Below are 12,366 nucleotides of genomic sequence, written 5' to 3' on the forward strand. Positions count from 1 at the left end.
TTCGCGGCAGGCCTGAATGGAGGACGGATGCCGCATCTCCAACGGTCGGGGACGGGAAGGGCAGGCCCGCGCAGCCCCGCCCGCCCCTCACACGGGGAGCGCGCGGGCGTTAGTGTCACGCCGTGAGCCCCTCCGGCACCATCCGCGCCCTCTTCCTGGCCCAGGAGCGCAACACCCCCATGCGCCGCGTCCCCGAGGCCCGGGCCGTGGAGCAGCACGGCTTCGAGGGTGACCGCCACCAGCGACGCGCCGTGGGGCACAAGCGCCAACTGCTGCTCGTGGACGAGGCCCAGCGGACCGCGCTGGACGTACCCGAGGGCGCGCTCAAGGAGAACGTCCTGGTGGAGGGCGTGGCGCTGGACACGCTGCCCCCGGGCCAGCGCCTGACGCTGGGGACCGAGGTGGTGGTGGAGCTGACCGAACCGTGCGTGCCCTGCTGGAAGCTGGACGCGCTGCGCCCCGGGCTGCTCCAGGAGAGCTGGGGCCGGAGGGGTCAGCTCGCCCGCGTGCTGAAGGCGGGCACCGTGCGCGAAGGCGACCCCGTGCACCTGCTGGACGTGAACCCGGACGCGCCCCGCATCATCCGGCCGAAGTTGCCCTGAGCAACGCCGCGGACGTCACCGACTCCAGAGCTTGCCCAGCTCCAGCGGCACCGCGTCGAAGGGCGCGGCATGCACCATCCCCTTCCCAAGATGCACGCTGAACAGTCCCCACTGGCCCTCGCGCAGCCGGTGGATCTCCAATCCCTCCTCCAGTGGCTCGATGAACCACAGCCACTCCACACCCGCCCGCGCATAGACGCGCATCTTCGGGCCCCGGTCCCACCGCTGGGTGGACGGAGAGAGCACTTCACACACCCAGTCCGGGGCCAGCGAGAAGACCGGCGTGTCGGGCATCCGAGGCATCCGTTCACGCCTCCACCCCGCGAGATCCGGAACCAGGGCATCGCTTGAACCCGCGAAGCGCAGCTCCGGCTCATCCAGGATGAGCCAACCGCCGGGCCCACCGAGGCCTTCGTCGAACGGGCCATCCAGCCAACCGCCCAACTTCGACGCCGCCCGCGTGTGGCGGGACGCCGGCCGGGGACTGACGACCAGCTCCCCTTCGATGATCTCCCCCACCTTCGTCGGCGGCACGTCCTCCAGGTCGGCATACGTCGCCGGCCTCCCCTTCCCACTCCCGTTTCCGTCGCCCATGGGAGAGGAGGATGCCCCCTACCCCTGACATCCTCAAGCACCGGGCAACCCGACGGCCCGTACGCGGGGGCAGGAGGGCGGGCCCGCGCAGCGCCGTCCGCCATGAACCGCCCGCAAATCCAGACAGACACCCCATGCAGCCAAACCACGCCTACCGCGAATAAAACAAATCAGCGCCTGCCTGCATGACGGTGAAAGCGGAACCGTGACACACTTTCTCAGACTGTTTCACGGTCTCGGGGGAAGACGCATGTCGTCCATGTTCTGGATGGGTTTGGCGATGGCGGCCTGGGGGCGGCTGCCTCCGGATGGGGCCGCGCAACTCCAGAAGGTGGACGCGGTGATGCCGGAGCTGCGGCGGCTGGCCGGGGACCCGGAGGTGGTGCGCGCCATCCGCGCCCAGAACGCACGCCGCGTCCCCCTGGCCACCGTCCAGCGTCACGACGCGGAGTGGATGGCCACCCCGGCGCTCACGCCCTTCAAGCAGGCCGTGCTGGACGCTCCGTGCGCGGGCGCGCTCCAGCGCGCGCAGAAGCGGCTGGGCCTGGCGATGGCGGAGGCCTTCACCATGGACGGCCAGGGCGCGCTGGTCTGCGCCAGCCGGCGCACGTCCGACTACTGGCAGGGGGACGAGGACAAGTGGCGCCTCACCTATGCCGGCGGCCGGGGCGGGCCGGAGCTGCGGGAGTCGCCCTTCTTCGATGAATCCTCGCAGGCCTACGTCATCCAGGTCTCCCTGCCAGTCCGCGACGGCGCCCGGGTCATCGGCGCGCTCACCGTGGGCCTCTCCCTGCTCGACCTCTGATCCGCTCTCCCCTGGATTCTCCCATGCGCCAGCTGTCCGGCTTGAAACTGAGGGGTCGCCTCACGCTGTGGGTCTGCCTGCTGCTCATCGCCGCGCTCACGCCCGTCGTCGCGGCGGGCGTCCACGTCATCCAGAGGACCGTGGAGCAGCAGGTCCAGGGCGTCCTCCAGGTGGAGGCCGAAGGATTGCGCGAGCTCGTGGAGTCGTCGCTGCAGGAGCGGGAGGCGAACGCCCGCGCGTGGACGGAGGACGCCATCGTGCGCGGCGCGCTCCTCTTCGGCACCTACGCGAAGAGCGACGCGGTGCTCGCCACGTTGAACGACAGGCACGCGAGCTTCGCGGGCCTGGTGCTCTTCACCGAGGACGGCCGCGCGGTCTCCGTCAGCCGGCCCGCGCTGCGCGAGGCCTTCGCGGGCCGTGAGCGCGAGGTGCTCGCCACGCCCTGGTTCCAGGCCGCGCTGGAGGACCGGCTGGACCCGGACCTCCTCACTGCGGCCCTCACCCGGGACGACGCCGCCTTCGGCCGCCCGGTGCTGCCCCTGGCCCTGCCCGTGCTCAGCCCCATCTCCGGGGCGCGCGTGGGCGTGCTGCTGGCCGCGTATGACTGGAGCCAGGTGGAGCAGGTCGTCGCGGGCGCGCTCCAGCGCTCACGGGAGCGGGGCCAGCGCAGCTTCACGCTGGAGATCCTCGACCCGAACGGGGCACCGCTCTACAGCTCGCGGGCCCCGGGCGTTCCCACGCCGCACCAGACGGTGCGGGCGCAGGCGGAGGACGACAGCACCCGCGCCGGGGTGGGCAGCCGCTGGCGCTTCGTCGCGACGATGGACGCGAAGGAGGCCTTCCAGCCCCTGCGCGACTTCCTCCAGCTCAGCGTCCTCGCGGTGGCCGCGCTCCTGCTGCTGGCCGCCCTGGCCGCCTGGGCGCTGGCGCGCGGGGTGACGCGCCCCATCACCACGCTGAGCGACCTGGTGTCCCGCGTGGTCCGCGAGGGCGACCTCACCCAGAAGGTGGCGCTCCACGGCCACCGGGACGAGGTGGGCGAGCTGGCATCCGCCTTCGCGCGGATGATGGACCACCTGCGCGAGTCCACCTCCAGCCTCCAGCAGGGCACCCGGGTGATGGGACAGACGGTGGCGGAGCTGACGAGCGTCACCGAACAGCAACAGCGCAACCTCACCCGGCAGGCGGCCGCGCTCCAGGAGACGCAGGTCACCGCGCGGGAGATCCAACAGACCTCGCAGCTGGCCGCCGAGCGCTCCCAGGCGGTGCTGGGCCTGGTGACCCGGGCGCGCGAGGTGGGCAGCGCCGGCGAGGCGACGCTCGAAGCCAGCCTGGACGGCTTCGAACAACTGCGCGAACACGGGGTGCGCTTCGCGGAGGGCGTCGCCGCGCTCAACGTGCGCACGCATCAGATTGGCGGCATCACCCAGACGGTGAAGGACCTGGCGGACCAGTCCAACATGCTCGCGCTCAACGCGGCCATCGAAGCGGCGCGCTCCGGGGAGCACGGCAAGGGCTTTGGCGTGGTGGCCCGGGAGATCCGCGGCCTCGCGGACCAGTCCATCCAGGCCACCAGCCGGGTGCGCGACATCCTGGACGACATCCGCGGCGGCATCCACGGCACCGTCGCGCTCTCCGAAGAGGGCCAGCGCCGCTCCGAGGCGGGCCTTGCCCAGGTGCACGCCAGCAGCCAGAGCCTGCGCGCGCTGACGGGCATCATCCAGGACAACGCCTCCGCGGCCCAGCAGATCGCCATGGCCGTGACGCAGCAGAACGCGGGCATCGCGCAGATCTTCACCGCCGTCACGGACCTGTCGCGGATGATGGACGACACCGTCCAGGCCATGCAGGGCACCCAGCGGATGACGCACACCCTGCGCGACGTGGCCGAACGGATGGAGTCCGTGGCCGGCGTCTGGCGCGTCTGACGCCGGCGCCCGGTCCTCAGACGCGCCGCTCCCAGCGGGGCGCGTCGTCATCCACGGGCGTGTTGCCCACCCGGGCCACCCAGTCCAGGGGCCCCTGCAGCGGGGCCTTCCCCCACGGCGTCGCCGGGATGAACGCCCAGAGCAGCAGGTAGAGCAGCAGGCTGCCGCCGCCCGACGCGAACAGCATCACCACGAACGCCACCCGCACCAGCGCGACGTCCACGTCCAGTTCCCGGGCCAGCGCCGAGCACACGCCCAGCAGCGCCCGCCCCTCTCCCCGGTGCATCGGCACCGTCCGCTTGCGGCAGTGCGGGCAGCGCGTCGCCTCCGCGGACAGCGGCTTCGAACAGCTCCTGCAGGATGTCGTGACGTCCATGGGATGACCTCTCCGTCGTTCCCCCGCTTGGCACGGTGGGGGCTCCATCCCTACCTACGCAGGCCACTCCAGGTGATTGCGGCCCCCAGGAACCGGGATTCCGGGGGTCTCTGTCCCGGTGCGTCAGTGGATTTACAGATTTAATCCTGAGGATGTTGACAGCCTTACAGGCAAGCAGCTTCTAATTCACCAAGACTTCCCTTCCCCAGATGGCAGGGGCATCTTTCAGCCCGTTAGGCCATTTTTACAACGCATCTCGTCAGGAGCCACCATGGACGCCAGCACCGCCCAGAACCCGCCGACCTTCGGACCTGGCGTGAGCATCGAGGGGGGCTGGCACCCGGACTACGCGGCGGTGCTGACGCAGGACGCCATGGCCTTCGTGGCGAAGCTGGTGCGCACCTTCGGCGAGCGGCGCGAGGCCCTGCTGGAGCGGCGCAAGAAGGTGGCGGAGGGGTGGCGCAAGGGCGAGCGGCCGCACTTCCTCCCGGAGACGGCGGACGTCCGCAAGGGGGACTGGACGGTGGCCCCGGTGCCCGCGGACCTCCAGGACCGGCGCGTGGAAATCACCGGGCCGGTGGACCGCAAGATGATCATCAACGCGCTCAACTCCGGCGCGAGCGTGTTCATGGCGGACTTCGAGGACGCCAACAGCCCCACCTGGGACAACGTGGTGCGCGGCCAGGTGAACCTGCGCGACGCCGTCCGCAAGACCATCTCCTTCACGGCGGAGAACGGGAAGCAGTACGCGCTGAATGAGCAGCACGCCGTCCTCTTCGTGCGCCCGCGCGGCTGGCACCTGCCGGAGCGCCACGTCCGCATCGACGGCAAGCCCATCTCCGGCTCGCTCTTCGACTTCGGCCTGTTCTTCTTCCACAACGCCCGGGAGCAGCTGAAGCGCGGCACCGGCCCGTACTTCTACCTGCCCAAGATGCAGAGCCACCTGGAGGCCCGGCTGTGGAACGACGTGTTCCACCTGGCCCAGAGCGAGCTGGACATCCCGCGCGGCACCATCAAGGCCACCGTCCTCATCGAGACGCTGCCCGCCGCGTTCGAGATGGACGAAATCCTCTACGAGCTGCGCGAACACTCGGCCGGCCTCAACTGCGGCCGCTGGGACTACATCTTCAGCTTCATCAAGACGCTCCAGTCGGACGCGTCCGTGGTGCTGCCCGACCGGGGCCAGGTCACCATGGACAAGGGCTTCCTCAACGCCTACTCGCAGCTGCTCATCCAGACCTGCCACCGCCGGGGCGCGCACGCCATGGGGGGCATGGCCGCCTTCATCCCCATCAAGGGTGACGCCGCCGCCAACGACGCGGTGATGGCCAAGGTGCGCACCGACAAGGAGCGCGAGGCGAAGAACGGCCACGACGGCACCTGGGTCGCGCACCCCGGCCTCGTCCCCGTGGCCAGGGCCATCTTCGATGCGCGGATGCAGGGCCCCAACCAGGTGGCCAACAAGCGCGAGGACGTCCGCGTCACCGAAGCGGACCTGCTCCAGGTGCCCTCCGGCACCCGCACGGAGGAGGGCCTGCGCCACAACCTCCGCGTGGGCATCCAGTACACCGCCGCGTGGCTGGGCGGCCTGGGCTGCGTGCCCCTCTACAACCTGATGGAGGACGCGGCCACCGCCGAAATCTCCCGCGCCCAGGTGTGGCAGTGGATCCACCACGGCGCCACGCTGGACGACGGCCAGAAGGTGACGCTGGAGCTGTTCCGCAAGCTGCTGGCGGAGGAGATGGCCCAGCTGAACCGCGAGGGCGTGACCGAACGCTACGGCCAGGCCCACGTGGAGAAGTCCCGAGCCCTCTTCGAGCAGCTGTCCACCTCGCCCACCTTCGAGGACTTCCTCACCCTGCCGGCCTACGAGGCCCTGGATGCGAAGGCCTGACGTCCCATCTTCCTGAAGCCTCTTCACACCCCTTCACCGCAGCACCCTTGAGGAGTCCTGGCATGTACGACGCGACGCCGACCACTTCCGATGCCTCCCCTCACGCGAAGCTCCATGCCCAGCGCTTCGAGGGAATCACCCGCACCTACTCCGAGAAGGACGTGGAGAAGCTGCGCGGCTCCATCCGCGTGAGCCACACCCTGGCGGAGATGGGGGCCCGTCGCCTGTGGGAGCTGCTCCACACGGACGAGTACATCAACGCGCTGGGCGCCCTCACCGGCAACCAGGCCGTGCAGATGGTGCGCGCGGGCCTGAAGGCCATCTACCTGTCCGGCTGGCAGGTCGCCGCGGACGCGAACTCCGCCGGCCAGATGTACCCGGACCAGAGCCTGTACCCGGTGGACAGCGTCCCCAGCGTGGTGAAGAAGATCAACAACGCCCTGCGCCGCGCGGACCAGATCGACCACGCGGAGGGCCGCAATGACCGCTACTGGTTCGCGCCCATCATCGCGGACGCGGAGGCCGGCTTCGGCGGTCCGCTCAACGCCTATGAGCTGATGAAGGGCATGATTGAAGCGGGCGCCGCGGGCGTGCACTTCGAGGACCAGCTGGCCAGCGAGAAGAAGTGCGGCCACATGGGCGGCAAGGTGCTGGTGCCCACCAGCCACTTCGTGCGCACGCTGACGGCGGCGCGCCTGGCGTCGGACGTGATGGGCGTGTCCACGCTGCTGGTGGCCCGCACGGACGCGGACAGCGCCAAGCTGCTGATGAGCGACGCGGACGAGTACGACCACGCCTTCATCGACAAGGCGGCCGGCCGCACGGCGGAGGGCTTCTACCGCATCAAGGGTGGCCTGGAGTGCGCCATCGCGCGCGGCCTGGCGTACGCGCCCTACGCGGACCTGGTGTGGTGCGAGACCAGCACCCCGGACCTCGCGCAGGCGAAGGCCTTCTCCGAGGGCATCCGCAAGAAGTTCCCCAACAAGATGCTCGCGTACAACTGCTCGCCTTCCTTCAACTGGAAGAAGAACCTGGACGACGCGACCATCGCGAAGTTCCAGCGCGAGCTGGGCGCCATGGGCTACAAGTTCCAGTTCGTCACGCTGGCCGGCTTCCACGCGCTGAACTTCTCGATGTACGAGCTGGCGCGGAAGTACAAGGACCGCGGCATGGCGGCCTACAGCGAGATGCAGCAGTCGGAGTTCGGCGCGGAGAAGGACGGCTACACCGCCACGCGCCACCAGCGCGAGGTGGGCACCGGCTACTTCGACCAGGTGGCCGAGGTCATCTCCGGCGGCAGCGCCAGCACCCTGGCCCTGCACGAGTCCACGGAAGCCCACCAGTTCTAGGCCGGGCGGACGGATTCTTCCGTCCCTGAAGTGAGGAGGCCGCGTGTCCCTGGGGAAATTCCCCCATGGATCCGCGGCCTTCGCCGTTCCCTGGGCAGGCTCCGGGCCAGGCTCGAACCTGGAAGAAGCAACTTCCCGGGGGCTGGGGCGATAATGGGGAGAACTTGAAGCCCCACAGGCGCGCCCCTTCAGGAGCGCCACCGACCGGGGCCTTTGACGGGAGCCGCCATGAACCGCATCACGTCCCTCTCCGGTCCTCGGGTGCAGCCGGCCACGACGAACACCTCCGCCCAGGTGTCGGGCAGCCGCTTCGGCTCGCTGATGCAGGGCGTGTCCGCGCAGGCGCCCAAGCCGGGCGGCCAGCTCTCGGGTGGCTCCGTGGTGTCGTCGGCGCTGGCGCAGATGGGCGCCACGTCGCACGGCTCGCTCGTGGGCACCTACACCGGGTCCGGTGCCGTGCCCTCCACGAACATGCCCGGCATCCAGCAGCCGGCCTCGAACGCGGCCGGCGGCGCGGGCCAGCCCAAGAGCGAGGAGCAGCAGGCGCTGGAGGACCTGGCCACCATGTCGGCGGTGACCATGTCCCAGTCCATCCTCCACATGGGCGGCATGAAGCTGGACATGGAGAAGGCGTAACCCCGGAGCGCGTCACGCCCCGGGATTGCTCCCGGGGCGGCTCAGGACCGCTCAGGGCTTCTGGTCGTCGCTGTCGTCGCTGTATTGGTCGCGGATGCCGTCATGCCGGTTCCGCGTGTCCTTCCACGGCTGGTCCACGTCCGTGCGCTGACCGCCGTTCTGCCCGGTGACGTCGTTGAGCTCCTCCGCGCGTCCCTCCGCGGGCACCGTGTCGCCGTCCTCGTCGGGGTCCTTCTGCTTGCGGGGATCCAGCGGGATGCCGGCGCTCTTGTTCAGATAGTCCTTGGGGTCCATGCCGTCGCTCCTCCCTTGAATTCCAAAGGTGGTGACGGTCCCCTCGCGCTGGGAGCGGCCGGGCGGCCGGGCCTCCCCTCCCTCAGTTGAGGTACTTGGGACGCGCGGGCGAAGCGGGCGGCTGGGCCTTCATCATCTCCAGCCCCTGGCGCGTGAGCATGAAGCGCACGGTGCCGGAGCCTCGCTCGGTTTCGATCTCCGCCTCGAAGGCAGGCCCGGCGATGCCGCCCAGGGCCATGTCCTTGCGCAGGTTGGTGACGCGGCCGGAGAGCAGATCGCCCGCGACCTCGCGGGAGCCCTCGCCGCGCGAATACAGGTCATAGGCGGCTTCGTGCAGCGTCATCGCCAGCGCGGGCGTGAGGGGCTGGGAGCTGAAGAGCACGGAGATGAGGAGCCAGTAGGGCGGCGTCTGTTCAGCCATCGTGCGGCATCCTAACGGTTGCGGCTACCGGGCGCGCGGCTGTCTGCGGGCGACGATGGCTTCCGCGAGCGCGCCCTGCTGCTTCCAGTGGCCGTACAGCCGTCCCTGGGACGCGAGCTGGTCCAGCCGCTGCTGGGTGCGCGCGTCCATGCGGCCGGGCGGCGCGTCCCGGTAGGGGGTGCCGGGCAGCGGCATGAAGGTGTGGCCGTGCACGCGCGCGCCCAGCTCCGACAGCCGCTGCATCAGGTCCAGCGTGGCCTCCACGTCGGAGGGCTCCTCGCCGGGCAGGCCCAGGATGAAGTCCACGTTGGGCACGAAGCCGCCCTCCACCGCGAGCTTCGTCGCGCGCACCACCGTCTCCACGTCGTGGCCACGCCGGGTGGCCTGGAGGATGCGCTCGGAGCCGGACTGGCCGCCGATGATGAGATTGTCGTTGGCCACGTAGCGCCTGAGCAGCGCCAGGGCCTCGGGCGTGACGTGTTCGGGCCGCACCTCCGAGGGGAAGGTGCCGTAGTAGATGCGCCCGTCCGGGGCCATGGCCTCGGTGACGGCGGCGAGCAGTTCCTCCACGGCGGCCAGGTTCATCGCCTCGTTGGGCGTGCCGTAGGACATGGACGTGGGCGTGATGAAGCGCAGGTCGCGGCGGCCGGTGCGCCGCAGCTCGCGCGCCCAATGCGCGACGTTGGCCACGGAGCGGTGCCGGAAGCGCGCCTTGCTCATGAAGGGCGTCTGGCAGAAGCGGCAGGCGTAGATGCAGCCGCGCGTGATTTCGATGGCGCCGAACTTCACGTGCCGCGCGGCGAACGGGGGGAAGTCATCCAGGCGCACGCCCTCGCCGTGGCCGTGCTGGATGAGCTTGCCGTCCACCAGGTGCGCGACGCCGTGCGTGCCCCGGGGGTCCTCGCCCTTGAGCACGCGGGCGAGCAGCGCGCGCAGGGTGTATTCGCCCTCGCCCACGGCGACGAGGTCGAAGCCGGCCTGGAGCGTCTGGAGCGTCTCCGCGGTGGCGTGGACGCCGCCCGCGATGCAGAGCACGTCGCGGCCCTCCAGCCGCTCGCGCACCCACTTCAGCTCCTCCACGGAGGGGCCGAAGCTGGCGGAGTAGAACGACCACGCGGCGACCACGGTGTCGCCCGCGTCCGCGCGCTCCCGCAGGGTGTCCAGCAGCGTCTCGCGGCTGCGCGGGAAGTGCAGCGACACGTCCGCGAGCGACGGGTCCGACTCCACGGCGCCCGCGAGCACGGTGAAGGCGTACTTGCCGGGGTACTGATAGCTCAGGACGAGCGAGACCTTGCGAGGTGTCGGCGACATGGCGGCTGGCGATGTTGCCACAGGCCCGCGGTCCGCTGGCGCGAACGAGGCGCCGGCCGGTTCACGACCGTCAGGAAGCGCGCTCACCCCGTGACGTGCCAGGGCGCGAGTTCGAACCGCTCGACCAGCACGTCGATCATCGCGCGCATCGCGGGGGAGGCATTGCGCGTGCTGGGATAGAGCACGAAGGCCTGACGGGCCGCGGCGAACGGACGCAGCAGCTCCTTCAGCTCCCTACGCGCGGGCGAGCGTGAGGCGTGCATCGTCGGCAGCCTCGCGATGCCGACCCCGGCCACGGCCAGCTCACTGAGGACCTCGAAGCTGTTGACCGCCATGTGCGGTTCAAGGGTCACCCACTCCGTCTTCCTCCCGGCGCTGAAGTTCCAGGTGGTGGGCGTCCGCGCCCCCGTCATCACCAGACAGCGGTGCTCCGCGAGGTCACGCGGTCGCTTCGGCGTCCCCGCCCGCCGCAGGTAGTCCGCGCTCGCGTAGACGCCCAGGTACTGCGGCGAGCCCAGCCGGCGGGCCATCAACCGCGAGTCCGTGAGCGGCCCCACGCGCACCGCCAGGTCATAGCCCTCGTCCACCAGGTTCACCTGGCGGTCCGTCAGGTCGACCTCCACCTTCACCTCGGGGAAGCGTGTGGCGTAGACGGAGAGGACGTCTCCGAGCGCCGCCTGTCCCAGCTCCAGGGGCGTCGTCATCCGCAGGCGGCCCGTGGGATGCGCTTGCAGCTCCCCCACCAGCGCCTCGGCGGCATTCAGCGCGGCCATCGCGGGGGCGACCTCCCGGTGATAGCTCGCGCCAATGTCCGTGAGCGTCACCGACCGCGTGGTGCGCGACAGGAGCCGGGCGCCCAGGTGTTCCTCCAGGAGCGCCACGCGCTGACTCAAGGTCGACTTGGGGATGGCGAGCGCCCTCGCCGCGCCCCGGAAGCTCTTGTGCTCCACCACCGCGACGAAGGCGAGGACGGCGCCGGGGTCCGCCTGGGGCATTGTCCGCATGGCCGGACAGTCTGTCTGTCAGCTCCCATATTGTCCAAACCCTCGCGAGCCCGCAGATTGGGTCCATCAACCGGCCCCACAGGAGCACGTCGATGGACCTCTTCTCTCCCTATCGTCTTGGCACGCTCGCCCTTCCCAACCGCGTCGTCATGGCGCCCATGACCCGCAGCCGCGCGCTGGGGGGCCTGCCCAACGAGCTGATGCGCGCGTACTACACGCAGCGCGCCTCCGCGGGCCTCATCATCACGGAGGGCGTCGCGCCGTCCGCGAACGGGCTCGGTTATGCGCGCATCCCGGGCATCTTCTCCGCCGAGCAGACCCGGGCCTGGCGCCCCATCACCGACAGCGTCCACGCGGCCGGGGGACACATCTTCATCCAGTTCATGCACGTGGGCCGCATCGCGCACGCCCACAACCTGCCGCCCGGGGCCCGCGTGGTGGCACCGAGCGCCGTGGCCGCGGACGGCAAGATGTGGACCGACCCCGAAGGCCTCCAGCCGATGCCCGTTCCCCAGGAGATGAGCGCGGCCGACATCACCCAGGCCCGGGAGGAGTTCGTCCAGGCGGCCCGCAACGCCGTCGAGGCGGGCTTCGACGGCATCGAGCTGCATGGCGCCAACGGCTACCTGCTCGAACAGTTCCTGCATCCGCACTCCAACCGTCGCCAGGATGCCTACGGCGGCAGCGTCGAGAACCGCGCCCGCTTCGTCGTGGAGGTCGCGCAGGCGACGGCGGAGGCCATTGGCCCCGAGCGCGTGGGCATCCGCCTGTCGCCGCACAACACGTTCAACGACCTGCCGGCGCACGACGAGGTGGAGGCGCAGTACACGACGCTCGCGCGGGGACTGAAGGGGCTGGGCTACGTGCACGTCGTCGCGAGCCCGCACGCGGGCTTCGGAGCGACCTACAAGGCCCTGCGCGCCGCCTACGGAGGCCCGGTCATCCTCAATGGCGGCATGGACCGCGAACGCGCCCAGGCCGCGCTCGATGGCGGGCAGGCCGACCTCATCGCCTTCGCCCGGCCGTTCATCTCCAACCCGGACCTCGTGCAGCGGCTCCAGCAGGGCGCCACGCTCGCGGCGCCGAACCCCGCGACCTTCTATACGCCGGGGCCCGAAGGCTACGTGGACTACCCGGCGCTGAGGGGGTGAG

General features: G+C 70.5%; 13 protein-coding genes. 7 read left to right on the plus strand and 6 right to left on the minus strand.

Annotated elements, in window-relative coordinates:
• Positions 1–122: 122 nt before the first annotated feature.
• Complete coding sequence (locus OV207_RS19250; RefSeq protein WP_267556607.1) at positions 123–602, plus strand: MOSC domain-containing protein; 480 nt, start codon at positions 123–125, stop codon at positions 600–602.
• 15 nt (positions 603–617) lie between these two features.
• Here the strand turns inward: OV207_RS19250 and OV207_RS19255 are convergent, their stop codons facing one another.
• Positions 618–1,196, minus strand: coding sequence for a Uma2 family endonuclease (locus OV207_RS19255; RefSeq protein WP_267556608.1), 579 nt, complete (start codon positions 1,194–1,196; stop codon positions 618–620).
• A gap of 250 nt (positions 1,197–1,446) precedes the next feature.
• On the opposite strand from OV207_RS19255, the gene OV207_RS19260 reads away from it, so the two are divergent.
• Together OV207_RS19260 and OV207_RS19265 are read left to right on the plus strand one after the other, a co-directional pair.
• Positions 1,447–2,001, plus strand: a complete 555-nt coding sequence (locus OV207_RS19260; protein WP_267556609.1) for a hypothetical protein — start codon at positions 1,447–1,449, stop codon at positions 1,999–2,001.
• A 23-nt stretch (positions 2,002–2,024) separates the two neighbouring features.
• A complete protein-coding gene (locus tag OV207_RS19265; RefSeq protein WP_267556610.1) occupies positions 2,025–3,929 on the plus strand; it encodes a methyl-accepting chemotaxis protein in 1,905 nt (634 codons plus the stop codon).
• Between the two features lie 16 nt (positions 3,930–3,945).
• On the opposite strand, the gene OV207_RS19270 is transcribed toward OV207_RS19265, so the two are convergent.
• Complete coding sequence (locus OV207_RS19270; protein ID WP_267556611.1) at positions 3,946–4,305, minus strand: PspC domain-containing protein; 360 nt, start codon at positions 4,303–4,305, stop codon at positions 3,946–3,948.
• 271 nt (positions 4,306–4,576) lie between these two features.
• Here OV207_RS19270 and aceB point away from each other — a divergent pair, with 271 nt between their 5' ends.
• From aceB to OV207_RS19285, 3 genes are all read left to right on the plus strand, one after another.
• Entirely contained in the window at positions 4,577–6,199 is a 1,623-nt protein-coding gene (aceB, locus tag OV207_RS19275) for a malate synthase A (RefSeq protein ID WP_267556612.1), read from the plus strand.
• Positions 6,200–6,261: 62 nt separating this feature from the next.
• The gene (gene aceA / locus OV207_RS19280) at positions 6,262–7,548 is read left to right on the plus strand and encodes an isocitrate lyase (RefSeq protein ID WP_193350205.1); all 1,287 of its coding nucleotides are present in this window, start codon (positions 6,262–6,264) and stop codon (positions 7,546–7,548) included.
• A gap of 228 nt (positions 7,549–7,776) precedes the next feature.
• On the plus strand, positions 7,777–8,184 hold the full coding sequence (locus OV207_RS19285; RefSeq protein WP_267556613.1) for a hypothetical protein: 408 nt from the start codon (positions 7,777–7,779) through the stop codon (positions 8,182–8,184).
• Between the two features lie 51 nt (positions 8,185–8,235).
• Here the strand turns inward: OV207_RS19285 and OV207_RS19290 are convergent, their stop codons facing one another.
• The 4 genes from OV207_RS19290 to OV207_RS19305 all read right to left on the minus strand — a co-directional run bounded on the left by OV207_RS19290 (position 8,236) and on the right by OV207_RS19305 (position 11,214).
• On the minus strand, positions 8,236–8,478 hold the full coding sequence (locus tag OV207_RS19290; RefSeq protein WP_193350208.1) for a hypothetical protein: 243 nt from the start codon (positions 8,476–8,478) through the stop codon (positions 8,236–8,238).
• Positions 8,479–8,560: 82 nt separating this feature from the next.
• Positions 8,561–8,899 (minus strand): hypothetical protein, encoded by a 339-nt coding sequence (locus tag OV207_RS19295; protein WP_193350209.1) that lies wholly within the window; start codon positions 8,897–8,899, stop codon positions 8,561–8,563.
• A 24-nt stretch (positions 8,900–8,923) separates the two neighbouring features.
• Positions 8,924–10,210, minus strand: a complete 1,287-nt coding sequence (locus tag OV207_RS19300; RefSeq protein ID WP_267556614.1) for a TIGR04013 family B12-binding domain/radical SAM domain-containing protein — start codon at positions 10,208–10,210, stop codon at positions 8,924–8,926.
• 83 nt (positions 10,211–10,293) lie between these two features.
• On the minus strand, positions 10,294–11,214 hold the full coding sequence (locus OV207_RS19305; RefSeq protein WP_267556615.1) for a LysR family transcriptional regulator: 921 nt from the start codon (positions 11,212–11,214) through the stop codon (positions 10,294–10,296).
• A gap of 92 nt (positions 11,215–11,306) precedes the next feature.
• Between OV207_RS19305 and OV207_RS19310 the strand changes: the two genes are divergently transcribed.
• Positions 11,307–12,365: an alkene reductase gene (locus tag OV207_RS19310; protein ID WP_267556616.1), complete on the plus strand. Its 1,059-nt coding sequence runs from the start codon at positions 11,307–11,309 to the stop codon at positions 12,363–12,365.
• Position 12,366: the final 1 nt, after the last annotated feature.

The sequence above is a fragment of the Corallococcus sp. BB11-1 genome (assembly GCF_026626625.1).
GTDB classification, from domain to species: Bacteria; Myxococcota; Myxococcia; order Myxococcales; family Myxococcaceae; genus Corallococcus; species Corallococcus soli.

What these genes read in the sequence shown, in the direction of transcription:
- OV207_RS19255 (WP_267556608.1), bottom strand. Translation starts at nt 1,196, where the DNA reads ATGGGCGACGGAAACGGGAGTGGGAAGGGGAGGCCGGCGACGTATGCC.
- OV207_RS19260 (WP_267556609.1), top strand. Translation starts at nt 1,447, where the DNA reads ATGTCGTCCATGTTCTGGATGGGTTTGGCGATGGCGGCCTGGGGGCGG.
- OV207_RS19265 (WP_267556610.1), top strand. Translation starts at nt 2,025, where the DNA reads ATGCGCCAGCTGTCCGGCTTGAAACTGAGGGGTCGCCTCACGCTGTGG.
- OV207_RS19270 (WP_267556611.1), bottom strand. Translation starts at nt 4,305, where the DNA reads ATGGACGTCACGACATCCTGCAGGAGCTGTTCGAAGCCGCTGTCCGCG.
- aceB (WP_267556612.1), top strand. Translation starts at nt 4,577, where the DNA reads ATGGACGCCAGCACCGCCCAGAACCCGCCGACCTTCGGACCTGGCGTG.
- aceA (WP_193350205.1), top strand. Translation starts at nt 6,262, where the DNA reads ATGTACGACGCGACGCCGACCACTTCCGATGCCTCCCCTCACGCGAAG.
- OV207_RS19285 (WP_267556613.1), top strand. Translation starts at nt 7,777, where the DNA reads ATGAACCGCATCACGTCCCTCTCCGGTCCTCGGGTGCAGCCGGCCACG.
- OV207_RS19290 (WP_193350208.1), bottom strand. Translation starts at nt 8,478, where the DNA reads ATGGACCCCAAGGACTATCTGAACAAGAGCGCCGGCATCCCGCTGGAT.
- OV207_RS19295 (WP_193350209.1), bottom strand. Translation starts at nt 8,899, where the DNA reads ATGGCTGAACAGACGCCGCCCTACTGGCTCCTCATCTCCGTGCTCTTC.
- OV207_RS19300 (WP_267556614.1), bottom strand. Translation starts at nt 10,210, where the DNA reads ATGTCGCCGACACCTCGCAAGGTCTCGCTCGTCCTGAGCTATCAGTAC.
- OV207_RS19305 (WP_267556615.1), bottom strand. Translation starts at nt 11,214, where the DNA reads ATGCGGACAATGCCCCAGGCGGACCCCGGCGCCGTCCTCGCCTTCGTC.
- OV207_RS19310 (WP_267556616.1), top strand. Translation starts at nt 11,307, where the DNA reads ATGGACCTCTTCTCTCCCTATCGTCTTGGCACGCTCGCCCTTCCCAAC.